The organism is Terriglobales bacterium (genome assembly GCA_035573675.1).
In the GTDB taxonomy this organism is placed as follows: domain Bacteria; phylum Acidobacteriota; class Terriglobia; order Terriglobales; family Acidobacteriaceae; genus DATMAB01.
Genome location: DATMAB010000026.1, coordinates 106,188 through 131,408 on the forward strand (window position 1 = coordinate 106,188; position 25,221 = coordinate 131,408).

Below are 25,221 nucleotides of genomic sequence, written 5' to 3' on the forward strand. Positions count from 1 at the left end.
TCAGCTTGTCAAGTCCCCCCTCTTGCCTGTTGAAAGCCGACCACAAAAGACACAAGCGGTTTCGAAGCGATCCGTGGAAATCCGCGTTAATCCGTGGCGGGGAAGGTCTTACGGTTGGCCGGCGGAGGCGGTTTGCACCGCCGCGGCGGCCTGGTAGTCGCCGGTGAAGATGCGGACAATCGCCCGCCCGATCAGGCGCACCTTGGCCTCTGACTGGATGCGCGCCGGGAAGGTGAACTCGCCCACGTCGGTGTAGTCCTGCACGAACTCCAGCCGCTTGATGAAGAACGAGGGCGTTTTCACCACCCGGCCTTCGGCGCGGCGCAGGCTGCCGGTGTAAGGATCGAGGAAGATCCTGCCCTTGAACAGGCCCTGGCGCTTCTGGCGCGGCTTCACCTGGAACACGTGCAGGGGAACGCCATCGAGTTGTTCCAGGCCCTTGTAGCTGAACTTGTAATTGGCAGAATTGAGGGCGGTTGCGGGGCCACGCTGCTTCTCGACGTGCTCCACTTCGGCCTGCATCAGGCGATGCATCACGTTGCCCTTCACAAAGCCGTCGCCGGTGAAGGCCAGGGGCTTGAACTCCAGCGTCTTAGGGGCCTGGTAGTGGCGGGTCAGCTCGTAACGGCCGTGCTGGGAGGAGTCCGGCAGGTCGGCCTCAATCACCTGGCGGGCGGTGTAGGCGGAAAGCGCAGCCGTCTGCCGCGCCAGCCGTCTCTCGTAAGCTTGTAGGGCCACATCGGCCGGCATCATGGGTTGGATTCTTGAAGGCGCCAGTTCAACCGGACGCGTGGGGAGATTCACTTCCGGGATGGAAGGCGTCTCGAGGGACCCGGGCAAGGAGGCTGGCATCAGAGGCATCGGTCCCGGCTTGAGGCGCTTTTGCGCCATCCCGGGAAGCACACTCAAAAACAAAAAAAGACCTACACAGAACCGGTTTCTCAAGCCTCTGTCCCTACTCCCTGAGAGTTCCTTTTACCCTGATTCGATGCGGCAGCAAAGTGCTTATTTTAATGCCTGAATGGGCATTCAGGCAAGATTGTGCACCATCTCTTGTGCAATTTCGGGATAACCGAAGTAACTGTCCGGCCCTTCCCGGATTCCAGGCATGGATGAAGGCCGGCATATCTATATCGGTGGGCGCCGGATTGCTGATTGTTGTGGGCCACGGTACCATCGGACTTCCTCATGCCTGCGTCTGAAACACCGGCTTCCGCTCCTGCCCCTGCATCCGCTCTCTCGGAGAACGCTCCCGGCATCAATGTGTTCGCCGTGTTCGGGGCCGAGCCTGAAGTGCAGGCCTACGCTATGGCCAGGTACTCGCGCTCGGCGCTCTCCATGAAGGAATCGCTCAAGGAGATCAACGAGCAGAAGGCGGAAAAGTTTCTCAACACCTTCTATTTTCAGTACGGGCACCGCTCCATCGCCGACCTGGCGCACGTCGCGCTGGCCATCGAAAGGCTGTCTATCCTGGCCGCCATCGCCGTGGCCGACGAGCAGCGCTGGGACGGCCAGGAGCGCTCCACCCGCTATCAGGACTTCAAGGCTTCCGGTTACTTCGCGCCCGATTTCGCGGGCGACGTCGAGGCGGCCGCGCTCTACCGCGATACCGTCGAGTCGCTGTTCCGCGACTACGAACAGTTCTCCGAAGGCATGTGGCGCTACCTGGCGGAGCGCGTGCCCAGGCCCGCCGAAATGAAACAGGAGCAATACGAGCGCACGCTTCGCGCGCGGGCCTTCGACCTGACCCGCTACTTCCTGCCCCTGGCCACCAACACTTCGCTGGGGCAGATCGTCAACGCGCGGACGCTGGAGTCGCAGGTGTCGCGCCTGCTCTCCCACACCCACGCCGAAGTTCGCAGGCTCGGCGAACTGCTGAAGCAGGCGGCGCGCGAGCCGGCGTACAACATCCATCGGGAGTCGCTCGCGAAGCTGGTGGAAGAGATACGCGCCGCCGATCCGGCGCTGGGGGAGCGCGCCGCGCAGGAGTTATTGAAGGAGGTCCGGGCCGCTCCCACGCTGGTGAAGTACGCCGAAGCCAATCCCTACCTGGTCCAGACGCGGCGCGAGTTGCGTCAGGCCGCCGCCCAGGTGATGAAAGGCGTCGAGCTGGCCCGCGTGAATGCAGTGGAGCTCCTGGAGGACGATCCGCTGGACGTCGAGCTGGCCGCCACGCTGCTGTACGCCCACTGCCACTATCCCTACAAGCAGGTGCGAAAGCAGGTGGAGGCACTCAGCCCTCAGCAACGGCAGGACATCATCGACCTGGGCGTGCGCCACCGCGGCAAGCACGACGAGCTGCTGCGCGAGTTTGCGTCCGGGCAAAAGCTGCGTTTCGACATCCTGATGGATATCGGCGGCTTCCGCGATATGCACCGCCACCGCCGCTGCATCCAGATCCTGCAGGGCTTCACCACGCAGCACGGCTACGAGACGCCCGAGGAGATCGGCCAGGCCGGGCTTCGTCCGCGTTATGACGCCGCCATGCAGCGGGCCGGGAGGGCGGCGGCCACGCTCGCCGGAAGCTCCGCTGCTGAGGCCGCGGAAAGCGCACAGTACGTAATTCCCTTGGCTTACCGCTGCCGCTCGCTGTTCAAGATGGATTTCGCCGAGGCCGTGTACATCTCCGAGCTGCGTACCACGCCCGCCGGCCACTACTCTTATCGCACCGTGGCCTGGGAGATGTTCCGCGCGGTGGAGCGGCGCTATCCGGAGCTGGCCAAATATTTCCGGGTTACCGACGTGCGCGAACCCGTGGACCTGCTGAAGCGTTAGGCTTGCGGTCGCTTGACGACCAGCTTCTCAGAAACCGAGCACGATCCCGCCCGAGATCACGACGTTGTGCTGGCGGCCGCCGAAGGTATCCACGTTGAGCTGCGGCTTGGCGGTGTAGAAGTCGCGCACCTCGCCGCGGAAGCTGATTCGCCAGAAGGCCTTTACGTCGGCGCCGCCGCCCATCTGCAGCGCGCCCGCATTGGTATTGACGACGGTGGGGTTGGGCGTGGTGCCATCGACCAGCGTCCCGCGCGGCTCGATGCGGGCGTATCCGCCGCCCACCGAGAGCCACGGCGAGACCCGCGCCTCCGGCCGGAACTTCGCACGCAGCCCAGGGGTGACGAACAGCAGCGCGTAGCCCTCCGCTACAGCCGTATTCGTCGTGTTCACGTTGGTCTCTGAGATGCCCATCACCGGAACTTCCAGGTAGAGCGCTACCTTCGACCACTGCCGGAGCTGCCGGGCGTAGGTGGCCTGCATGGCCAGGCTGCGGTCGAAGGTCAGCCGGTCGTTGTTGTTGACCACAGGGCTTACATTGATGCCCTGGGCCGGGGTGATGTTTACACCCAGCGACAGGGCAAGCTCGTTCTTCTGCTGTGCCGACGCCGGGAGGGCATAAAGAAGAAGGAACAGGGCGAAGGCTGCCAGCTTGAGGCGGTTTGTCAGCTTCATCGGTCTCCTAAGAATCAGTGTCCAGAAGGACAACGAGGGTTCGATGATTGAGGCCAGGGAAGGTGACAAATGGGGTTCCCGGACGCGGGGTCAATAATTCGCTTTTTATTCGCCTTGTGGAGGAATCCTGTGTATAATCGGCGGCAGAAGCTGAGGGACCTCCAAAGGCGCTTGTTCCGCTTCCGGAACGGAAAGCGGGCGGCGGGGGCGCCAACCGGAATGTTGGGTTATGGTAGGTAGTTTTGTGGGCAGTTCGCTGAATGCTGACTGCTGAGTGCTGACGGCTCAAATATAAGGAGAAGACGAATGGCAGACGAACGTACACGGGCGATCGACCTGGCGCTTTCGCAGATCGAGAAGCAGTTCGGCAAGGGTTCGATCATGCGTTTGGGGACGCGGGAGGCGATTGTCCCCATTTCGGTCATCCCCACCGGAGCGATCTCGTTCGACGCCGCCCTGGGCGTCGGCGGCTTCCCGCGCGGGCGCGTAGTGGAGATCTTCGGCCCGGAGTCCTCGGGCAAGACCACCATCGCGCTCCAGGTGATTGCCGAAGCGCAGAAGGCCGGCGGCATGGCTGCCTTCGTGGACGCCGAGCACGCCCTTGATCCCGGCTACGCCAAAAAATTGGGCGTGGACGTGGACAATCTCCTGGTCTCGCAGCCCGACTACGGCGAGCAGGCGCTGGAGATCGCCGAAGCCCTGGTTCGCTCGGGCGCCATTGACGTGCTGGTAGTGGACTCGGTCGCCGCCCTCGTCCCCAAGGCCGAGCTTGACGGCGAGATGGGCGACAGCCACGTCGGCCTGCAGGCCCGCCTGATGTCGCAGGCGCTGCGCAAGCTCACCGGCATCGTCTCCAAGTCGCGCACCTGCCTCATCTTCATCAACCAGATCCGCGAGAAGATCGGGGTGATGTTCGGCAATCCGGAAACCACCACCGGCGGCCGCGCGCTGAAGTTCTATTCCTCGGTCCGCATCGACATCCGCCGCATCGCGGCCATCAAGGAAGGCGACAGCGTCATCGGCTCGCGCACCAAGGTGAAGGTGGTGAAGAACAAGTGCGCCGCGCCCTTCCGCGACGCCGAATTCGACATCCTCTACGGCGAAGGCATCTCCCGCGAAGGCGACGTGCTCGACCTGGCCGTGGTCCACAACCTGGTGGAGAAATCCGGCGCCTGGTTCAGCTACAAGGGCGAGCGTATCGGCCAGGGCCGCGAGAACGCCCGCCAGTTCCTCAAGGACAACCGCGACATCCTGGCCAAGCTCGAAGCCGACGTTCGCCGGGCGGTCGGGCTGGTGCATGCCGAGAAGCCGCAGGCCGCGCCGGGACCGGTGGCGGTGGAAGCCGGAAAGGGCGCAGCCGGACGGCGATAGGCTTCACCGCGGATTCACGCGAATGGACGCCGAATACCCAGCGGACTTAGAATCTCGCGTCGATGAGCGGGAAGCTTGTAGCGTCGCTCCTTGCGGGGGCATTGCTTCTCTCCGCCGCCCTCGCCCGGAAGCCCAAGCCTGCCATTGAGCAATCCCTTGCCGGCCTCACCGTCAACCAAAGCACGCTGGCCGACGCCCGCAAGCTCTACGGCGAGGAGGTGCGGGAGGAGTTTGGCGCGCTCATCTTCGTCATCGGCCCGGACTGCAAGCTGGGCGTCACCGCGAACAAGGAAGGCGTGATCGAGATCCTCGACCTCGATCTTGTGGACGCCACCAAGCCCCCGCCCTATTCCGCGGTGTGCGATGCGGTCGCCACCGGCTCCGGGCTGAAGTTCGGCGGCACGCGCGAGCAGGTGAACCGGGCGTTCGGACTGGCTGATTCCGCCGCCGATCCCTACGGCGTCTATCAGCTCGATAACACCGCGCAGTGCGCCGCCAAGCCGCACAAGACTCCCATCCTCTACCAGCTTTTCTGGGTCAAGTATTCGCCGGAGAACCGGCACATCGTGAACATCCGCGTGCTGGGCCGCAAGACCACCTGCGACGACAGCGAGATCCAGATGACCCTCTCCGACGAAGGCGAAGGGCTGTAACCTAGCGCCTGTCTGCAGACCCTGCCGTTGGCGGCGGCGCTTGCTCCGCCAGGCGTTTCACCCACTCCTGCGGGAGCTGATGGAGCAACTCGAGGAAGACGCCGTTGGTCCACCCAAAGCCGATGACGTTCTCACTGTAACCGACCGCCACCTGGGTTTCGGAAGAGCGGGTCACGACATTGTACTTCTCACGGATGGTGCCGTCACGCCGGAAGTTCTCCAGCACCGTGGACAGGAACTCATAGGAGAGGCGGTTGGCCTCGTCGGCAAAGCCGTAGCGGCGGAAGCCCTCCGCGGCCAGAAGCTGAATTGGCGCCCAGCCGTAGGGATAGTCCCACTGGGTCCTGGTCTCGTTGCGGCTCATGGCCAGTCCGCCCGGGTGCTCGAAGCGCGCCAGGTTGCGCGCCAGGGCTCGGGCCTGCTCCGGCGTGGCCAGACCTGCCCACAGCGGGTAGAACGTCGTCGCGTACTCGTAGGAGGAGCGCTTCCCGGTCGTGAAGTCGTAATCCATGAACAGCCCGCGGGCTTCGTCCCACAGGTACTTCTGGATGTTCTCTTTGCGGCGGGTCGCGCGCTCCTGCCATTGCCGCGCGTCCTGTTCCCGTCCCAGCATCCGGCTCATCTTCTCCAGGTCGGTTTCCGCCTTGTAGAGCAGGCTGTTCAGGCAAACCGGCGCATAGTGGTGCGTCCGCCCGCTGAACGGGCCGAAACGGAAGGAGATGTCAAAGCCCGATTCGCGCATCGCGCGGTCGCCCTTGTAGTAGTCCGCAGTCAGACCCATAGATTGAACAACGTCGCAGCGGTCGGCGCCTCCCGGGCGCTTCTGCGGGTTGCAGATGTAAACAGGAAAGTGCGGGCCCGGCGAATCCGCCGCGCTCTTCGGGTTCACGACCACAAACGGCTTGGCTTCTTCCCGGTGCAGCAGGAAATAACGGAGCGCGCCCCGGTAGTCGCTCAAGTCGCTGTCGTCGATTTCCGGCACCGGCCCCTCGCCGAAGTCGTAATAGCGAGACAGACCCGTCTCGCCGGCGAGTTTCGAACCGGTGGTCCACAGGCGGTGATCCCTCACCGCATAGTCGTAGGCCCGGGCCAGCCATTCCTGCTTGGCGCTCTCCGGGCGCGGATCGGCTTCGTACACCGCAAGGACCATCGAGGTCAGGAAGGGCGGCTGCGAGCGCGTCAGAAAGTACGTGCGGTTCGCGTTCAGGACCGCGCCGTAGTGCTCGATCTCGAAGAAAAAGTTCTCCACCATGCCGCGCGCCAGCTCCAGCCTGCCGTCGCGCAGCAATCCAAGCAGGATGAAGTAGCTGTCCCAGCCGTACATTTCGTTGAAGCGTCCGCCCGGAACGACGTACGCATGCGGAAGATACAGGACCCCGTGGGTGCGGATCTGGCTCATCTCCACCTGGCCCAGGCGTTCGATCTTCTTCGGCAGCCGATCCACCCGGAGGCCGGCGCATCTCGTCTCCAACTCGCGCACGCTGCCCGGCGTCTCAAGCCCGAAAGGCAGATACAGCACGGAGAGATCGCCGACTTTGGGATCGTGTACGACGGCGCAGTCGCTCATGGAGCGCGTCAGGCGGTCCCAGCCTTCGTGGATGTAACGTGCAACGTCGGCCAGCTCTGGTGGCGGGGCGGCCGGGTTCTCGGCCGCCAGAGACGGTAGCCAGAGAGTGCACAGCGCTGCTGCCAGGAGCCATGCCGCGCGCCCTCTCCGCAGACGCGGGAGGTGCGGCGCCAACCGCACCGGGCAGGGTCCGCCGATGTACTGCCAGCTTCGGATTTCGTTCACGTCGCCCTCCTCTCATCCACCTGCGCGCGGCTATTCTATGTCATCGCTGCAGGCCTGCGATGGATCGAGGCCAGCGAGTGCGCCACGCCGGCACTGCGAGCGCATCACCAGACGAAGCTGGTTGAGCCATCGCGTGGCATGGTGTAAAGTTCCGGCTTCACCTGCAGCCTGGGGGGAACGCTGCAGCTAGAATCGACTGCGATGATGCAGACAGCCAACGCCGCCCTGACCCACCGCGCCCTGGAGACCCTGGATCTGGTCATCATCGCGGTGTATTTCGTCGTCGTCTTCGCCATCGGCTTCTATTTTGCACGCCGCGAGAAGACCTCGGCCGACTACTTCCTGGCCAGCCGCAACGTGGGCTGGTTCGCCATCGGCGCGTCGCTCTTCGTCTCCAATATCTCGACTGAGCACTTCATCGGGTTGGCGGGATCGGGAGCCACTTCCGGCCTGGCGGTCGGCCACTTCGAATGGCTTGCCTGCCTGATTGTCCTCATCCTGGGCTGGGTTTTCGTCCCCTTCTACCTGCGCTCGAACGTGTTCACCATGCCGGAGTTTCTGGAGCGACGCTTCAACCGGTCCTGTGCCATCTACCTGGCGGGCATTTCCATCATCGCCTATGTCTTCACCAAAATCTCCGTGCACCTCTACGCGGCGGCCGTCGTGCTGGAGCGGGTGGTGGGGTGGAGCCCGCTGACCGCCTCCATCATCCTCGTGGTGCTGACGGGGATTTACACCGTGGCCGGCGGCCTTTCCGCAGTCATCTATACCGAGGTTCTGCAGACGCTCATCCTCATCGCCGGTGCCGTGGCCCTGACGGTGATCGGGCTCGAACGGGTGGGAGGATTCGAAGGCTTGCGGGCAGCGGTTCCCCCGGACTACTTCCACATGATCAAGCCGGTCAGCGACCCTGAGTTTCCCTGGACCGGCATCTTCATCGGTGCGCCCATCCTCGGCATCTGGTACTGGTGCACCGATCAGGTCATTGTGCAGCGCGTCTTGTCGGCCAAGGATGAGGGCCATGCCCGCGGCGGATGCATCATGGCCGGCTACCTGAAGATCCTGCCGGTGTTCATGCTCGTGCTGCCGGGGCTGATTGCGCTGGCGCTGTATCCCGGCGCGTTCCACATCGTCGATGGGCGGGTGACCAACGGCGATGTCGCCTATCCCACGCTGGTCATCAGCCTGCTCCCTACCGGTCTGGTGGGAGTGATGATTGCGGCGCTGCTGGCCGCGCTGATGGGTTCGATGGCTTCGGTCTTCAACTCGGCCTCGACCCTGGTGACGCTGGATTTCTACAAGAAGGTCCGGCCCCAGGCCAGTGAGCGGCAGCTCGTGTTCATCGGGCGAATCGCCACCGCCGTGATGGTGTTCCTGGGAATCCTGTGGGTGCCCTTCATCAACCTGCTGAGCGCGCAGTTGTTCATCTACCTGCAGAGCGTGCAGGCCTACGTAAGCCCGCCCATCGCGGTCTGTTTTCTGCTGGGGATCCTGTGGCCGCGTTTGAACGGCACCGGCGCCATCAGCTCCCTGCTGACCGGGTTCGTTCTGGGTAGCGTTCGCTTCGTGCTGGAGGTGCTGGACAAGACCCGCCACTACCAGTCCTCAGCCATTCGCTGGCTGGTGGACATGAATTTTCTCCACTATGCCATTCTCATGTTCGCCGTATGCGCCGCGGTCCTGATCGGCGTGAGCCTCATGACCGCCGTCCCGGATCGCGCCAGGCTCGCCGGGCTGACCTTCGCCACCTTGGGCTCGAAGATCGATGTCACTGCGCTGCGCGATCCTGTGGTGCTGGAATACAAGCCCGCCCCGGAAACGCCCAGGGAACACCGCATCAACGTGGCCATGAGCGTCCTGCTGGTGGTCACCGTGGTAGCGTTGTGGATCTACTTCGCTTAGGAAGGGAGACGTGAGCGTCATCCGCAGCCTGCGGCCGAATCTCAGCCGGGAACAGGCTCTCGCGCGCTGGCGGCGCCCAGGTTTTCTGGGGCGATGGCTGGGTCGCGGTCCCCTGCGATCGCTCGCCGAGGTGTACATCCCCTTCCGGCTTTACCGGGTGGAGATACGGAACGCCGGCAAGTGCGACCGTCGCCTGCTGGCCCTGGACTCGGTCGCAGGGACGCTCGACCTCTACGGTTTCGACCATGTTCCCGAAGCCGGGGAAACCGTCGAGGTGGAGACGCGGAACCATCCTCCGCCCGCCATCGATACGGATCGGGCGCAGGACCTGGTCGTGGAGAAAGTCCGCCGGTTGCTCTTTCTCACCGGATTCTTCCGGGTTCGAGACTTGGCCGTGCGCGCGGAACCGCTGGACTTCGAGTTTCATGTCCCCTACTGGGTGGGATTCTTCGGTCGCGGGCCGGGTGTGCAGATGGCCGTGCTGGATGCGGTCCGCGGCAGTCCGGAAGGCGCCAAGATGCGCGCCCTGCTCCACGATTGGCTGATTCACTGAGAGCGGCTTCCGGGCCGGCGTACTTCCCTTGCGCTCTTGAGACTCAAGGACGCCAAGTCTCCGCCCCGCCAGCCTGCTCGGAGAAAGCTGCCGCGGGATCTTCAAGTGATTGAAACATTGGTGGCGGCGGGTGGACTCGAACCACCGACCTAGGGATTATGAGACCCTCGCTCTAACCACCTGAGCTACACCGCCATCCTCACGATGTGCAACCACCGAGGCTACACGGCCATGCCGACCACGCTCTGCTGTGGTGCAGCCAGAGAGTGCCACGGCGTGCGGGAAGAGGGCCGAAGTCAAGGAGGGCTGGCTCAAACAGCGGCCCAAAACCGATTTTAAGAGCGCGCCAGAGGGGTGTCAAACCAGCCGTCGCAGGGCCGCGTGCGGAGCCTGCTCACGGACAAGGCAGCGCCAGGGGCACGTGTAAGACACCTAGATCCCGGGCCACCGCGGCGCGGATTCGCGCCAGGTGGTGCCAGCTATGCCGCAAGGCATGGTCCTCTGCGCGTAGCGCTGGTGGCGGTAGGCGTGACTTTTGTCGTCGGGTTCTACAGCCTGATAGCGATTTGGCCTTCCGGCTGGTCGTGGCACGGAGGACAGTCACACAACCTGCCGAACTACCTGCAGATGATACTGGCCGTCTACCGACGCTGGGTATTTTCCTGCTGATTGCCAGCCGGAACCCGCTTGCCCACTTGAGCCTGATCTGGTTCACGGTGTGGTCGAGCATCGCGCACGCTGGGATCATGGCGGCACAAGCGTTGGAAAATCCCGAGCACATCGCCCATCTGTGGGGTGACGTACCTGCCCTTCTCGCAATAGCGGCCTTGCTTGCAGTACTGGCGCCGCGCCGTGCAAGGTCAGTTAAGACGCGGGGGCAAGTCGGAACTGCGTTCAAGGCCGAGCAAGTAGTGTACCGGTAAGGGCTGAACAGACCGGCGTGTCAGCCGGGTGCGGTGCTAACATCATCGCCGCGGAGGAATCCTGGACGCGATCGCCGTCATTCCGGCACGACTGGGTTCTACGCGGCTGCCGCGGAAGGTGCTGCGCGAGGTTGCGGGACGGCCGCTGCTGGCCTGGGTGGTGGACGCCGCACGGGCCTGCCCGGGCCTGCGCGAAGTGATTGTAGCCACCGATTCGGAAGAAGTCCTGGCCCTGTGCCGGGCGCACGGGTGGACCGGGCGCATGACCTCGGGGGCGCATCGCTCCGGGACCGAACGCGTGCACGAGGTGGCGCAGGCGGTGGCGGCCGATGTGTACGTCAACATCCAGGGCGACGAGCCGCTGCTCGAACCGGCACACATCGAACTGCTGCTCGCCACCATGCGCGATCCCAAGGCGCTGGTGGCGACACTGAAAGCGCCCTGCGCACCCGCCGATGTCAACAATCCCAATGCGGTGAAGGTGGTCACCGATCTCGTGGGCAGGGCGCTGTATTTTTCCCGCGCGCCGGTCCCGCACGACCGCGACGCCTCAGGCGCGGTCCGCTACTTCAAGCACCTGGGTGTGTATGCTTACCGGCGCGCGGCTCTGGACCGCTTCTGCGCCCTGCCGGAGTCACCGCTGGAACGGGGAGAACGCCTGGAACAGTTGCGCTTCCTCGAAAACGACATGCCCATCCAGGTTGCCGAGACCCCGCATGACACCATTGGAGTGGATACAGAGGAAGACCTGCGACGCGTAGAAGCAGTTCTGCTCTCGCGGGCTGGGAAGAGGTAGAGGTCTCAGGTCTCAGGTTATGAGCCTGCGGCTCCAGCTTGTCCCTTGGCAACGGCGTAGGCTTCGGCGGCGGCGATGCGACGCGAAATCGCGGGATGGGAGTGGAAGAGCCACTCCACGAAGCGCGAGGGAGTGCGTTCGGCCAGGTTCTGTGCGCACAGCTTGTTGAGCGCCGAGATGTACGGCACAACGCTGGGCACAGCCGCAAAGGCATAGCGGTCGGCCTGGCGTTCGTTGTGCCGGGACCACGCGTTCATCACCGGCATGAGCAGCAGCGAGAGCACGGTCGAGACCAGCGCGAGCAGGGGAAGGCTGGCGAAGTCGGCCAGGGTCTCAAACATGTGGCGCTGTTCGATGGCGTAGAGCAACGCCTGATTCGCCGCCCAGAATCCGAGGAACGTGGTCATGACGTGCACCACGATGCTCTTGGGAATATGGCGATGGACGTGGTGGCCGAGCTCGTGGGCCAGGACAGCCTCAATCTCATCGTGCGTGTAGTTCGCAAGGAGCGTATCGGCCAGCAGGATGCGGCGGGTCGCGCCCAAGCCGGTGAGCGCGGCGTTGGCTTTCCTGCTCTTCTCCGACAGCTTCCACTCGTAGACGCCGCGCACGCGGGTGCCAGCGCGCTCGCCCAGAGCGGTGAGTCTCTGCCTGAGGTCTTCGTCCTCGAGCGGCTTGAATTTGTAAAACAGCGGGAAGAGCACCACCGGAGCAATCTGCGCGAAGAACAAATACAGAAAGATGAACACGAACCAGGCGGCCAGCCACCAGTTTTGCGGCCACAGGCGAATGGCCAGGTAAATCAGCTCGACCACGAGGGTGGCGATGACCAGGCCGACCAGGAATCCCTTGAGCTGGTCCCAGGCCCAGGAGGCGAGCTTCTGGTTGGAAAGGTGGTAACGATGCTCGAGGCGGAACGCGTAGACATCGAGGCCCAGACCAAGCAGCTTGCTCGCCAGCAGCAACAGAAAAACGTAGAGGAAAACGGCGAGCCAGTAGTTCTCCAGCGATGCGCGAACGGCCAGGTCGCGCAGGCTGCGCGTCCAACCGGTGGCCAGCAGCACGAACAGGAACACCAGGCCGAGGAGGAAATCGGCGATGGCGAGCCAGCGCTTGGTGCGGTTGTAGGCCCGGGCCTCGGGAGTGTCGGGCGGGTTGGAGGAGGGGAGCATGGTCGGGGGTCTCACATGTCAGGTCTCAGCTTCCAGCTCCTGGCCGCTAGCTTCTAGCTGAAAACAACCCTCCGATTAAACGATTGACGGCCGTTATCGGTCACGCGCGCTGTGTGGCTGCAGTTGCCTTATCGGCGACGAACTCTTCGGCCTGGTCCAGGATGTTGCGGACCAGGTCCGGGGCAGCAGCCTCCGCGTACAGGCGCAGCAGCGGCTCGGTGCCCGAGGCGCGGACGAGCAGCCAAGGTTCTGCGCCGGAACCGTTGCGCGGCGCATCAAGAAACAATTTTATGCCATCCACCTTCTCGCGCCGCAGAACACGATAGGGGCCGACCGCAGCCGTCCCATCGCTCTCGGCATGGCGTATCGCCGCCCACTTTACCTCATCCGGGATGTGCAGGTCGCGACGGCCGTAATAGTGCGCGCCGAATTCCTGCTGGAGCTCGGCGACCAATTGTCCCAGCGTCTTGCCTTCCTCAGCCATCACGCCGGCGAGCAGCAGGGCGTTGAGGGTGGAATCGCGCTCGGGCAGGTGGCGCTTGAGGCCGATGCCGCCGGATTCCTCGGCGGCGATCAGGACGTTGCGCTCCATCATCAGCGCGCCCAGGTACTTGAAGCCGATGGGCGTGACGTGCATCTTGCGGCCGAAGCGGGCGGCGATGCGGTCGGCCATGTGGGTGGAGTTGAAGGCGCGGGCCACCTCGCCCGGCCACTGGCGGCGCGCCAGCAGCCAGTAGAGCAGGATGGAGAAGATCCTGTGGGGATCGACGAAGGCGCCGTTTTCATCCACGGCGCCGATGCGGTCGGCGTCGCCATCGGAAATGAAGCCGGCGTGGGCGCGCTCCTGCACCACCGTTTCCTGCGCCATGCGCACGTGCGGCTCGATGGGCTCGGGGTTGATCTCCGGGAAGAGCGGGTTGACGTCGTTGCGAATCTCGACGTGCTCGACGCGGTGCTGCCGGAAGATGCCGGCCAGCACGCCACGGCCGGAACCGTACATCACGTCGATGACGAAGCGGAATCCGGCGCGCGCGATGCGCTCCATGTCCACCAGGCGCGTGATGGCCTGGACGTAGTCGGGTTTGAAGTCCGCCGTGGTGATGGCGGCAGTCGCGCCCCTGGGCTGGGCGCCGGCGCGCAGCTCCTCCTCGATCTTTTTCATGATTTCGGGCGAGGCCGAACCGCCATAACGAGCCTTCACCTTGACGCCGTTCCAGTTCCAGGGATTGTGACTGGAAGTGACGACCACACCCGCGGCCAAACTGCGATTCTTCACCGTGAAGGAAACGACGGGCGTGGGAACGTAATCGTTTGAAAGCAGAACCGGAATGCCTGCAGCGGCCAAAGTCTCTGCCACAAGCTCTGCCGCGCGGGGCGAGGCAAAGCGTGTGTCATAGCCGACAGCGACGCCTTTGGCGGCATCCTCATATTTCACCACGTACGAGGCGATGGCCTGCGCGACACGGCGCACGTTGGCGAAGGTGAAATCGTCGGCGATCAGGCCGCGCCACCCGTCGGTGCCGAAATGAATCTCAGTTGCCAGTTGCCAGTACCCAATCGCCAATAGCTGCTAGCTCCCAGCTTCTAGCTAGAAAGCTAGGAGCTCACAGCTAGAGAAGGTCCTTTCTTCGTTTTGCTTCCAGGTGCTTCACGATCTTGCCCACGTCCTGGGCGCGGTCGCGGGTGGTGATGAGCAGGGCGTCGCCGGTTTCCACTACGACCAGGTCTTTGACGCCGACGGTGGCCACGAACTTGCGTGGCGCGTGTACATAATTGCCGGCGGAATCGACCTCGAAGCGACCGTCCGCCTCGACAATGTTCGCGCCGTCCTGGAATGCGGCGGCGCGATGCTCATAGAGCGCGGCCCAGGAGCCGAGGTCGCTCCAGCCGAAATCTGCGGTGATGCAGTAGAGATTCGACGCCGCCTCTCCCTTGGCCGACTGCGGCTCGGCCACGGCATAGTCGACGCTGATGTTCTCGACCTTGCGATACAGGCGCGCCAGCGTCCGCTTGAAGCGGCCGGTACCGCGCGCCGCAGCAATCTGTTCCAGCAGCGCCGCCGTGTGGGGCAAGTGCTCACGCAACAGATCGGCGAGCGTCTGGGCGCGCCACACGAACATGCCGCTGTTCCACTGATAGTTGCCGGCAGAAAGGAACTCGCGGGCGCGAGCGGCATCAGGCTTTTCGGTGAAGCGGCGGACACGGCGCAGGCCGGGCCCGACTTCCTCGCCGGTCTCGATGTAGCCGTAGCCGGTTTCGGGACGCGTAGGCGCAATACCCATGATGACCATGTTCGGTCCCGCAGCGGCGACTTCGACCGCCTGCAGCACCGCCTGGCGAAAGCGATTTGGATCGGCGATGACGTGGTCGGCGGGAAACATGCCGAGGACGGCATCGGGATCATCGCGCAACAGCAGGAACGCGGCCAGGCCGGCGGCGGGCGCGGTGTTGCGACCCACGGGCTCGGCGATGATGTGCTTGCGCGGGACGCGCGGGAGCTGGCGCGCGATGGGCGCCTTGAGCTGACTGCCCGTGATGACCCAGAAGCGCCGCGGAGGAGCCAGCGCCGCCAGGCGCGCGGCGGTCTGCTGGAGCATGGTGCGTGTGCTGTCGAGCGCCAGCAGTTGCTTGGGACGGCGGGTGCGGCTGCGCGGCCAGAAGCGCGTGCCGCGTCCGCCAGCTACGATGACGGGATAGAAGTGGGCGAGACTCATGGAAGCGCGATCTCCGGCTCCGGAATCTCCGGCAAGCCGAGCATGACGGAGAGCAACTCCAGGCGCCACTGGGGCGAAAGCCGGCATTCCGCGACCGCGGCCGGCACGATGACCGCATCGCCGCGCGCAAGAGTCACCCGCTGGCCTCCACCCATATCGACCGTGCCGCAACCGTCGAGCGCTACGAGGACATGCGGCGAGAGGCCTTCCGAACGCATCGTGACCAGGTCATCCTCGTCCAGCTTCCACTGCGAAACCACGAACAGGGGCGCAGCGATCAACTGTGTGACACGGGCCGAGCGCTTCGACTGCAGAAGCGGCCGCAGGTCCGGAACACGCTCCGGATCGGGCACGCCGGGCCGCACCTTCCCGGCCGCTGTCTGCTCCCTCAAGGCCGCCAGTCCCTGTTCCAAGTGCATCTCCCGCGCGCGCCCGTAATCATACAGGCGATAGGTGGTGTCGGAGTTCTGCTGGGTCTCGAGCAGCACCGAGCCCGGCCCGATAGCGTGGACGGTGCCGGCCGGGTTGTAGAGCATCTCGCCGGTGCGGATGTAAATCCAGTTGAGCAGTAGGTCGGCCCGGCCGCCGCCGCGGACGGCGGCTTCGAAGTCGGCGCGGGAAGTGCCGGGCTTCAGGCCGAGGCCTACCTGGGCGTCAATCTCCGCAGAAACCACGTACCAGCATTCGCTCTTGCCGCATGGGAGCCCCGCGCGGCGCGCGTCTTCGTCAGTCGGATGGACCTGCACGGAGAGCTTCTGGCGCGGGAACAGGAACTTCAGGAGCAGGGGAAGGCGGTCGGGCTCGGGCGCGGCCTCGCCTACCAGCTCACGGCCGTAGCGCTTCGCCAGGTCACCCAAGGTCTGCCCGGCCAGCGGCCCGTTGGCCACGCGGCATGCGTCTCCGGTCAGCCAGACTTCGCCGACGGGCTCGCCTTCGACCTTGTAGTTGGGATAGATGGGCGAAAGGTCGCGCGCGCCCCAGACGCGCTGCTTGAATTCGGGCAAGAGCAGGAGTGGATAGAGGTCGGACATGCGCGGCCGCCTAATGGTAACAAGGGCAGGAAAAGCTTAACCACAAAGGACACGAGGGAAGCGAAGTGCCGACTAGGACGCGCGATGTCCGCCTTGAAAGCAAACCCAAGGTCCTTCGCTCGGGTTTGCCAAGCTGGAGAAGGCGCTTGGGAGCCCTCCCTCACTCAGGATGACGGCATGAATGTTGCGTTTAGCCCCTCTCTGCGATCTCTGCGGGCTCAGCGGTGAAGATTTCTCATAGCGAGGTCAGGAACTTCTTCATCCGCTCCAGGCCCTTATCCAGCTCGGCGGCGGAGGTGGCGTACGACACGCGGATGTGCTCGCGCGTGCCGAAGGCTTCGCCGGGAACGGTGACCACGCCGGCCTCGCGCATCAGGCGGCCGGCAAGTTCGGTGGGTGAGTTGACGCCGCTGCGTCCGAGAAACGCGGAGATGTTGGGATAGGCGTAGAACGCGCCTTCCGGCTTGGCGCAGCGCACGCCCGGAATAGCGTTGAGGCCGGCTACCACGCGGTCACGCAAGCGGATGTAATCGGCCAGCATCTCTTCGACGCACTCCTGCGACCCGGTGAGGGCCGCCACCGCGGCCTTCTGCACGATGGAAGTGGGGTTGGACGTGGACTGGCTCTGCAGCTTCTGCATCGCGCCGACGATGGGCGCCGGCGCCAACCCGTAGCCCAGACGCCAGCCGGTCATGGCGTAGGTCTTCGACAACGAGCCGAGGATGACGAGATGCTCCTTGGCCTCGCGGACGGAGCCGCAAGAGAACTTCCGCCCGGTGAAGTTCAGGTAGACATAGCATTCATCAGCGAGGACGTAGATGCCGCGGGCGTGGGCCATCTCCACGATGGCGCGTACTTCTTCTTCGCGCATGACCGCGCCCGACGGGTTCGAAGGCGAATTGAGGATGATGGCCTTGGTGCGCGGCGTGATGGCACGCTCGATCATCGCCGCGCTAAGCGCGAAGCCGCGCTGCTCGTCGCACTCGATGAACACCGGCCGGCCGCCGGCGTACTGGATGATGTCCTTGAACGAGACCCAGTAAGGCACCGGCAGGATGACCTCATCGCCGTGGTCCACCAGCACTTGAATGGCGTTGAACAGCGCATGCTTGCCGCCCACGGAGGCGATGCATTCTTCGCGCCGGTATTCCGAGCCGAAGTCCTGGGCGTGGCGGCGGATGATGGCGTCGCGCAGCTCGGCTGAACCGGCAACAGGTGTGTACCTCGTGTAATTGGCTTCGAGGGCCCGGACGCAGGCCTGCTTGATGTGCTCCGGCGTAGAAAAGTGAGGCTCACCGGCGCCGAAGTCCACCAGGTCGACGCCCGCGGCGCGCAGCCTGTCCGCCTCGTTCACCACCGCGAGGGTGGCCGAGATCTCGATGCGCTGGATGCGCTCCGTCAATGGACCGGACTTCGCCTGCATCTTCACCGGGGCTGTTGCCGCCATGTCATCCTCTCCTTGATTGTCGCCGGCCGCGGGGCTGGCGCGGCGCGGTTCCGTTCACCTTGCTTTGCAGCCGTTCCTCGACGATGCGCGGCACCAGACCGCGCACCGAGCCGCCGTGCTCGAACACTTCCTTCACCAGGCGCGAGCTCAGGTACGAGTATTGCTCGGCGGGCATCATGAAGACGGTTTCCAGTTGGGGCTCGAGCTTGCGGTTCATCAAGGCCATCTGCAGTTCGTACTCGTAGTCGCTGATGGCACGGATGCCGCGCAGCACCGCATGCGCCTTCTTGCGGCGCGCGTAGTCCACCAGCAGGCCGGAGAAGATGTCCACACGCACGTTGCGGTAAGGGCGGGTCATGGCCTCCAGCATCTCGCGCCGCTCCGAGAGCGAGAACAGCGGCGCTTTTTCCGGGTTGCGCAGGATGGCGACGATGAGCTCGTCGAAGATCTTGCTGCCGCGCTCGATCAGGTCCAGGTGGCCGTTGGTAAGCGGATCGAACGAGCCGGGATAGATGGCGATGACCTTTTTCACGCGGCCTCGGGGGATGAGCGCACTGGCGCGATTCTAAGAGCTTTCGTGCCCGGAGCAAAGGCCGTTTTTTAGAGCGCAGGCCAGATTCGCCGGTCGCGGCCAAGCTACCGGCCCGAGCTCTGCACGGACTGCAATTCCTGTGCGAGACGCAACTCGCGTTCCGCTTCCTCGTTCCTGCCCACGGCCCGCAGGGCCTGCCCCAGCCAGTGGTGGGCCACGAAGTTGTTGGGATCCATTTGAATGGCGCGCTGCAAGGTGCGCAGGGCAAGCTGGTGCTCTTGCTTCTTCATCAGCACCTTGCCCAGCAGGATGAAAGGCCCGCTGGCGGTGGAATCCAGCCAGATGGAGTTCTGCAGCAGGCGCTGCGCCTCATCCCATTTCTGGATGCGGGTGTAGGCATCGGCCAATTTGTAGTAGGTGGCGGCTTGGGCCGGGTTGATGGCCAGCTCTTTCTCGAATTCGGCGATGGCTTCCGGGATTCTGGACTTGAACACGTACAGCTCACCCAGCAGGAAGTGGGCGCCGGGAAGCCTGGGGTCGAGCGACGCCGCCTTCAGGGCGTTCTCTTCGGCGACCGGATCGAACTCCTGGCGCAGCAGCATGCGGGCCAGGAAAAGATGCGCGGCGGCGGAATCCGGCGGGACGCCATACATGCTTGCGAAGGCCCTCCGGGCACGCTCGAAATCCTTGACCTGGATGTAGGAAAGGCCCAGCACGTAATCGGCGTTCACGTTGGCGGAAGGCATCCACGACCGGACCTTCTCCAGCAGCGGAATGGCGTCGGCCATGCGGCCGGTGAAGTGATAGCTGAGTCCCAGGAGCTGCGTGACCTCCGGGTCGCTCGGGTTTTCCTCAAGGGCGCGCTGCAGATGTGGGATGGCGCGCGCATGCTCGCCCTTGCGGTAGTAGGCAACGCCCAATTCCCGTGCCAGACCCGGCCGCCCAGGCTCGGTTTTCGCAATCGCTTCCAGCCGCGCGATGGCCTCGTCCAGTTTGCCCTCCTGGATCAGCGTGCGAGCGGCCGGCAGGGCATCGGGGCTCTCCTGCGGGGAGGCAGTCAGACTGCCGGCGAAGACCAGCAGTGCCAGAAATAGACAGGCGTCCCGCAGAGGCCTGCGTTTCCACGTGTGGGCCACGGTCACATCAGTATAGCGTTCGCGATGCGGTCCACGAGAGCGACAAAAAGGGGAGCCGCTTGGGCTCCCCCCCGAGATTCCTGCTACGTTCGAGACTTAGAAGCTTACTTTGGCGCCGAACTGCAACTGGCGCATGGGGCCACCGTGGTGGTCGATGGTCATGGCTCGGCCGCCGCAATCGATACAAGTATCTCCGCCGAATCCGAACTCGGACCAGAATACGCCGGGCGTGCCCCAGTTGACCCTGTTAAACACATTGAAGGCGTTGAAACGGAACTGGGCCCGCACCCGCTCCGTGATGGTGAAGTTCTTGAATATGGACAGGTCGGTGTTGAAGAACTGGGGACCGCGGAACGAGTTGCGACCGCTGGTGCCGAACTCGCCCACCTGGGGCCGTTGCCACGGGCCAATGCTGGCGCCGTTGGTCGTCAGGTTGCCCACGGTGGGGAGCCAGCCGTTCTCATCCCCGGTGTCCACGTCACCGATCAGGTCGGGACGACAGGGCCCAGTATCCCGATCCGACCCGCACTCGTCGTAGCGGACCGAGAACGGCAGGCCGCTGCTCCAGTTGGTGACGGTGCTGATCTGCCAGCCGCCGATCAGATAATCCAGCCCGCGGCTGACGTCGTTGCCGAACTTCTTGCCGCGCCCGAAGGGCAGCTCGACCAGATTGGTGAACACGAACACGTGCCGGCGGTTGAAGTTGTTCGGCCCGTAGTTCACCCGCGGATCGATGGGGAAGTAATCCCCGTCTTCGTTGAAGGCCTGCGCCCAGGTGTAGTGGGCCAGGAACTGGTAGCCCTTGGAGAAACGCTTCTCCACCCGCATCTGGAGCGCGTTGTAGTTGTTATCCGCCAGGTTGCCGAAGAAGTCGATGCTCTGACCCCAGCAGAAGCCTACGTCGTCTCCAGCCAGGTCACCGCCGGGCGGTGTATCGATGACCCCGTTGGGTCCGGGGTCGGCCACCGCGGTGCACGCCCCTGTCGCTGGATTCACCGACTGGAACGGGTAGCGATTGAAGAACAACAACCGCAACGACCGCGGCACGCCGGCGGCAAAGCCCTCGACCGTTGCTTGGTTAACATTGAACGCTGGACCGTCGCCAGCAAAGACGTGCGTGCCCTTGTTACCGACGTAGGCAAGCTCCACGGTAAGCGTGGGCGTGATCTCGCGCTGGATGGTGATGTTCCAGGCGTCCACTGTGGGCAGGCGCATCTGGTTGGGCCGCGCCCGCTGGAATATCCGGTCACTCAACGTGATCAGTCCATCGGAGGGAATCACAGGTGGGGCGACTCCAGGAACACCACCGGGAGCGGAGAGGTTGAACTCCTGCGCGTTTGCAGTCCCGGCGTCGTTCTCCTGGATGGGCAGAACCGGGAGGTTCTGGGTCACCGCATGCCCGAAGATGGAACCGAACACGCCGATGTCAAAGCTGCGGCCATAGCCCATGCGCAGAATGGTTTTGGGCGTGATCTGGTAGGCAAGGCCCAGGCGCGGCGCGAAGTTGCTGAGGCTGTTCTGCACGTTCATGTTGCTTTGGATGCCGCCCACTCCAGCCACGCGAATCTGGCCCGTCTCCAGGTCAAGGAATCCGCCTTTCTCCGGCCCGGTGACGCTCTCCGGGAAGTAAATCTCCCAGCGCAGTCCGACGTTGACGGTCAGCTTGGGAGTGGCGCGCCAGGTGTCCTGGCCGTAAAAGAACCAGCGCTTCTGGCGCTCACCCGCGTCGGTAGGTGAGTCCGGAGGGTAGCGCGTGAAGCGCGTCACACCACCCAACAGGAAGGTGGCGATGCCCAGGCCGTCGGTGCCGTTATCGGAGGTGAACCGGCGGTCGAAGCTCAGTTCGCCGGCGCGATGCCGGTCGCTGGGCACCCGCAGGTTGCGGGCGTAGCGGATATCTGCGCCCCACTTGATGGCGTGGTTGCCGTGGATCTTGGTCCAGTTGTTGACGAACTGGAACTGATCCTCGTTCTGGATGAGCGGGCAGTTGCAGCGCGTCAGACGATCGGATAGGGCATAGCCGAACTCGATGTCACCACCCAGTTGTCCCTGGTCGCCGATGAAGAAGGCCGGCATGCCCGAGGTGAAGTCATTGCCGAAGTTCAGGCCGACCAGGCCGGCATCCGTCGCCGGCGTGGTGCCCAAACCGTTGGGATTCACGTTCACGCGATACTTGAACCAGCCGAAGCGAAAGTCCATCAGCAGGCTGGGACTGAAACTGTAATCGAATCCCGCAGCGATGCTTTGATCGCGACTCGCGGACTGGCCGGCAAAGCCATTCAGGCCGAGCCCGCGCCCGCCCACCGCGACCGAGTCGGTGTCGAACGCGCCCCGACCGGTGAGGCTGTACTGGGCGAAGCTGTAGCGCCCATAGATATGCAGCCGGTCGGTGGCCGCGTAGTCGGTGCGTATGGAAAACAGGTTGGCGTCAAATCCGCCCGTGCCAGTAGCCGTGAAGTTGCCCAGCGTGCCCGGCGCACTCGGAGGGGGCAACAGGGACAGCAAGGCCACAGCCTGAGGCGACAGCAGATTGCTGGGAATGATGTTGCCCGCAAACTGGGTCCGCCCGGTTCCCGGGTCATCCGGCGTGCCAATCACGCTGTCAGGGCCGGGATCGCCGGTGAAAGGATTGAAAATAGGCGCTGTGTATTCGCTCAGGTCGCATATCAGGCTGGCCGGGTTAAGACAGGTGCTGCGTACCAGCGCCGTGGGTACGGTCAACTGAGCCGCGCGTCCTACTTTATCGCGCGTGCCTTCGTAGGCGCCGAAGACGAACAGCTTGTTCTTCAGGATGGGACCGCCCAAGGTGCCGCCGAACTGGTTATGGAGCGCGTCGGCGATCTGCCTCCCGGTAACGGGGTCGACGCCGATGGTCGCATCCACGGCCTGCTGCTCGTCGCTGTGCCGGAACCAGTAGGCGCTGCCGTGCACGTCGTTGCTGCCCGACTTAGTCTGGGCTGTGATGACCGCTGCCAGGGCCTGACCGAACTCGGCGTCATAGTTCTGGGTGGCGACTTTGGTTTCCGTCACCGACTCCAGGGGCGGATTCACCACGATGATGCCCAGGATGGGGTCGCGATTCTCGGTGCCGTCGAGTTGGAACGAGGTTCCGGCGAAGTGCTGGCCGTTCACGTTGATCTGCTTACTGGACTGGGGGTTCTCGCTGGAGGCGTGCTGCCAGGTAAACAGTTGCGTGCCGGGCGTGAGGAGCTGCAGATCGGTGAAGTTGCGGCCCAGGGAGACCGGCAGCTCGGTCACGGTTTTCTCAGAAAACGTGGTGGCCACATCGGCGCGGTCGGTCTTCAGCAGCGGGACGTCTTCCGCCGTCACGGTCACCGTTTCGACGGCAGCGCCGATCTCGAGCTTGATGTTGACTTGTGCGCCCTGGTCGGCAAACACCTTGATGCCCTTGGCCTCGAAAACCTTGAAGCCCTGGATTTCGGCACGGATGTCGTAGGTGTCGGGAATCAGGTGCGTGACGGTGTAGTTGCCGGTTTCATTGGTGGTCACCTCTCGAGAGGTGCCCTTGCTGACCGAAGTCACCGTGACCTTGACCGAGGGTACGGCGGCGCCAGCCGGGTCGGTGGCCACACCATAAATCTGGCCGAAGACCGCTTGGGCCGCAGTCCGGTTGGGCGACAGGAGCAGCAGCAAACCGCAAATCAGAGCGAAACCCAAAAGGCCTGAGGAAAGTCTTGCGACGCGCATCATCTCCCCCTCACAGTCAGCTACCCGATCGGGCGCTGTAGATGGCGCGAAAGCTTATCGGCGCAGCGCTCCGTTGTCAAGAGTTTTCAAGAGGTTAGCGTCGTTCGTCACAACTCAATGTGCGGGCGCTTCCAGCTTCGGGTCCAACTCGGCTGCCCGCTGAAAGGCGGTCTGGGCCTCGGCCTTCTGTCCCTTGCGCTGGAGCGCCTGGCCGAGGTGGTAGTAGGCGGGGGCGTACTCCGGCGCGGCCTTGATGGCGGACTGAAACTGCCCGATGGCTCCGTCGAGGTCGCCGGCGTTCAACATCCGCAGACCGGAATTGGTCGCGAACGTGGCAGCCTGCAGCGCGGTCTTCTCGCGCGTGATCTGTTCGGCCGCCTTACGTTCTGCGGCGGCGCCTTCCGAATCGCCCAGTTGTTCCAGGACGGCGGCCAGCGTGGTGTGCGCGCCGGCAAAATCCGGCTGCAGGCGCAGCGCTTCGCGAAGCGAGGCTGCGGCGTCCGGCAGGTTGCCCAACTGTTTCAAAACCGTACCCAGCGTGTAGTGAGCCTCGGCATACTGCGGCGTGATGGCAAGTGCCGCACGCAGTTCGTTGGCCGCCTCAGGGAAAAGGCCCTGCTGCCAGTACGTGACGCCCAGCGTGTAGTGCGCGTCCGCGAGTTGAGGGTCGAGTTCGATGGCGGTGCGGAATTCCGCGATCGCCTCCGGGAGCTGGTCCTTCAGTTTCAGCGCCAAGCCCAGGTTGTAATGCAGTGCGGCCATCCGGGGAGCAAGCTGGAGCGCACCCCGCAGCTCCGTAATGGCAGAATCGAAGTCGGCTTTCTGAAGGTATGCGATGCCCAGATTTCCGCGGAAGCTGGCGTCGGCCGGACTCATGCTCATGGCGATGCGGAATTGCTCGATGGCCGAATTGGCGTCCCCGCGCTGCAAAAGCGCCAAACCCAGGTTGTTGGGGATCTCGGGATTGGCCGGGTCGAGCTCTCGCGCGCGCCGGAAGGCGGTGATCGCCTCCTCCGGCTCGCCCGTGCGTTGCAGGAGCAACCCCAGCCGGTTGTGAGCCAGGGCATAGTCGGGCTTGAGCTCAACCGCCCGGCGAAGCTCCTCAATCGCCCGTTCCCGCTGCCCTTTGCGTTCCAGGACCAGAGCAAGGTAATAGCGAGGCTCCGCATGTTGGGGATTCAGCTCTGTGGCGCTCTGAAACGACGTCAGGGCGGAGTCGATGTCTCCCAGACGCCAGCGGGCGACGCCGAGATGGAAGTGCGCCTGGGCGAAACGGGGATCCAGGCGAACGGCTTCCGCGAATTGCTCGGTGGCCTGCTGCATGCGCTGGTCCTGGGCGAGGGCGGAACCGTAATCGTCGTGCAGGTCGGCACGGCCCGGCGCCAGCTCAACCGCGCGCCCAAGTTCGGCAATGCCCTCCGGGAGTTTTCCCTGGCTGACCAACAAGCGCGCCAGAGCCCGGTGCGACTCGGGATCGGAGGAATCCAGTTCGACGGCGTGCCGCAGTTGCGTGAGAGCCTCGTCCTGCTGTCCTGATCCGGAGAGCGCTTCGCCCAGGTTGCGCCGGGCCGCGGCAAAATCGGGCCGCAAGCTCACCGCCCGCCGCAGGTGCGGGACCGCTTGTTCGTAAAGGCCCTGAACCAGCAGCGCCCAGCCTAATCCGTTATGGGCCTCCGGACTACGCGGGTCCAGCCGTACGGCATCCTGAAAGGCTCGGGCGGCTGCGTCGAAGTCGCGCTGTTCGATCGCTGCCTGGGCCCTCTTGTAGGCGGCGGCCAACCGCGGATGCGGGCGGGCGTCGGAAGTGTGGGCCGGAAAACACGTAGCCGCGAGAATCAGCGCGAGCAGGCAAACAGCTCGCCGCGGGCCGCAAGCACGCGACACCATCCAGATGGTCCGAAACCCCATAACAGCTTTGTTGGTCGCCTCTGCAGAAAGCATGTCACAATTCTGTTCTTGCAGGGAATCTGCATCGCATCGCCGTCAACTCGGAGACAGCCATCCTGGATACGCGAGTCCCTTCTCCGCTTCGCATTGCTCTGGT

At 64.1% G+C, this 25,221-nt stretch carries 19 protein-coding genes and 1 tRNA gene; 7 read left to right on the forward strand and 13 right to left on the reverse strand.

Features of this window, described 5'->3' with window-relative positions:
- Window positions 1-108 precede the first annotated feature (108 nt).
- Window positions 109-753, reverse strand: a complete 645-nt coding sequence (locus VNK82_11905) for a hypothetical protein (GenBank protein HXE91653.1) — start codon at window positions 751-753, stop codon at window positions 109-111.
- 435 nt (window positions 754-1,188) lie between these two features.
- Between VNK82_11905 and VNK82_11910 the strand changes: the two genes are divergently transcribed.
- A complete protein-coding gene (locus tag VNK82_11910; GenBank protein ID HXE91654.1) occupies window positions 1,189-2,775 on the forward strand; it encodes an FAD-dependent thymidylate synthase in 1,587 nt (528 codons plus the stop codon).
- A gap of 27 nt (window positions 2,776-2,802) precedes the next feature.
- Here the strand turns inward: VNK82_11910 and VNK82_11915 are convergent, their stop codons facing one another.
- Window positions 2,803-3,447 (reverse strand): hypothetical protein, encoded by a 645-nt coding sequence (locus VNK82_11915; GenBank protein HXE91655.1) that lies wholly within the window; start codon window positions 3,445-3,447, stop codon window positions 2,803-2,805.
- Between the two features lie 306 nt (window positions 3,448-3,753).
- On the opposite strand from VNK82_11915, the gene recA reads away from it, so the two are divergent.
- Together recA and VNK82_11925 are read left to right on the forward strand one after the other, a co-directional pair.
- The gene (gene recA, locus VNK82_11920) at window positions 3,754-4,818 is read left to right on the forward strand and encodes a recombinase RecA (GenBank protein ID HXE91656.1); all 1,065 of its coding nucleotides are present in this window, start codon (window positions 3,754-3,756) and stop codon (window positions 4,816-4,818) included.
- A 62-nt stretch (window positions 4,819-4,880) separates the two neighbouring features.
- Complete coding sequence (locus tag VNK82_11925) at window positions 4,881-5,471, forward strand: hypothetical protein (GenBank protein ID HXE91657.1); 591 nt, start codon at window positions 4,881-4,883, stop codon at window positions 5,469-5,471.
- Window position 5,472: 1 nt separating this feature from the next.
- On the opposite strand, the gene VNK82_11930 is transcribed toward VNK82_11925, so the two are convergent.
- A complete protein-coding gene (locus tag VNK82_11930; GenBank protein HXE91658.1) occupies window positions 5,473-7,263 on the reverse strand; it encodes a trehalase family glycosidase in 1,791 nt (596 codons plus the stop codon).
- Between the two features lie 201 nt (window positions 7,264-7,464).
- On the opposite strand from VNK82_11930, the gene VNK82_11935 reads away from it, so the two are divergent.
- Together VNK82_11935 and VNK82_11940 are read left to right on the forward strand one after the other, a co-directional pair.
- Window positions 7,465-9,165 (forward strand): sodium:solute symporter, encoded by a 1,701-nt coding sequence (locus tag VNK82_11935; GenBank protein ID HXE91659.1) that lies wholly within the window; start codon window positions 7,465-7,467, stop codon window positions 9,163-9,165.
- A gap of 10 nt (window positions 9,166-9,175) precedes the next feature.
- Window positions 9,176-9,718: a hypothetical protein gene (locus VNK82_11940; protein ID HXE91660.1), complete on the forward strand. Its 543-nt coding sequence runs from the start codon at window positions 9,176-9,178 to the stop codon at window positions 9,716-9,718.
- Window positions 9,719-9,836: 118 nt separating this feature from the next.
- Here VNK82_11940 and VNK82_11945 read toward each other — a convergent pair.
- Window positions 9,837-9,913: transfer RNA gene (locus VNK82_11945), tRNA-Met, on the reverse strand.
- A gap of 371 nt (window positions 9,914-10,284) precedes the next feature.
- Here VNK82_11945 and VNK82_11950 point away from each other — a divergent pair.
- Both VNK82_11950 and kdsB read left to right on the forward strand, forming a co-directional pair.
- The gene (locus VNK82_11950) at window positions 10,285-10,641 is read left to right on the forward strand and encodes a DUF6632 domain-containing protein (protein HXE91661.1); all 357 of its coding nucleotides are present in this window, start codon (window positions 10,285-10,287) and stop codon (window positions 10,639-10,641) included.
- A 79-nt stretch (window positions 10,642-10,720) separates the two neighbouring features.
- Window positions 10,721-11,437, forward strand: a complete 717-nt coding sequence (gene kdsB, locus VNK82_11955) for a 3-deoxy-manno-octulosonate cytidylyltransferase (protein HXE91662.1) — start codon at window positions 10,721-10,723, stop codon at window positions 11,435-11,437.
- 17 nt (window positions 11,438-11,454) lie between these two features.
- Here kdsB and VNK82_11960 read toward each other — a convergent pair whose 3' ends face one another.
- The 9 genes from VNK82_11960 to VNK82_12000 all read right to left on the reverse strand — a co-directional run bounded on the left by VNK82_11960 (window position 11,455) and on the right by VNK82_12000 (window position 25,118).
- Complete coding sequence (locus VNK82_11960) at window positions 11,455-12,609, reverse strand: M48 family metallopeptidase (protein ID HXE91663.1); 1,155 nt, start codon at window positions 12,607-12,609, stop codon at window positions 11,455-11,457.
- A 100-nt stretch (window positions 12,610-12,709) separates the two neighbouring features.
- Window positions 12,710-14,173 (reverse strand): phosphoglucomutase/phosphomannomutase family protein, encoded by a 1,464-nt coding sequence (locus VNK82_11965; GenBank protein HXE91664.1) that lies wholly within the window; start codon window positions 14,171-14,173, stop codon window positions 12,710-12,712.
- A 46-nt stretch (window positions 14,174-14,219) separates the two neighbouring features.
- Window positions 14,220-15,323 (reverse strand): sugar phosphate nucleotidyltransferase, encoded by a 1,104-nt coding sequence (locus tag VNK82_11970; protein ID HXE91665.1) that lies wholly within the window; start codon window positions 15,321-15,323, stop codon window positions 14,220-14,222.
- Window positions 15,320-16,354: a type I phosphomannose isomerase catalytic subunit gene (locus VNK82_11975; protein ID HXE91666.1), complete on the reverse strand. Its 1,035-nt coding sequence runs from the start codon at window positions 16,352-16,354 to the stop codon at window positions 15,320-15,322. Before VNK82_11975 ends, VNK82_11970 begins: the two co-directional genes overlap by 4 nt.
- A 235-nt stretch (window positions 16,355-16,589) precedes the next feature.
- Window positions 16,590-17,801: a pyridoxal phosphate-dependent aminotransferase gene (locus VNK82_11980; GenBank protein ID HXE91667.1), complete on the reverse strand. Its 1,212-nt coding sequence runs from the start codon at window positions 17,799-17,801 to the stop codon at window positions 16,590-16,592.
- Between the two features lies 1 nt (window position 17,802).
- Complete coding sequence (coaD, locus tag VNK82_11985) at window positions 17,803-18,333, reverse strand: pantetheine-phosphate adenylyltransferase (protein ID HXE91668.1); 531 nt, start codon at window positions 18,331-18,333, stop codon at window positions 17,803-17,805.
- Window positions 18,334-18,437: 104 nt separating this feature from the next.
- A complete protein-coding gene (locus VNK82_11990; protein HXE91669.1) occupies window positions 18,438-19,469 on the reverse strand; it encodes a tetratricopeptide repeat protein in 1,032 nt (343 codons plus the stop codon).
- Window positions 19,470-19,565: 96 nt separating this feature from the next.
- Complete coding sequence (locus tag VNK82_11995) at window positions 19,566-23,123, reverse strand: TonB-dependent receptor (GenBank protein ID HXE91670.1); 3,558 nt, start codon at window positions 23,121-23,123, stop codon at window positions 19,566-19,568.
- A 168-nt stretch (window positions 23,124-23,291) separates the two neighbouring features.
- Window positions 23,292-25,118: a tetratricopeptide repeat protein gene (locus VNK82_12000; protein HXE91671.1), complete on the reverse strand. Its 1,827-nt coding sequence runs from the start codon at window positions 25,116-25,118 to the stop codon at window positions 23,292-23,294.
- Between the last annotated feature and the right edge of the window lie 103 nt (window positions 25,119-25,221).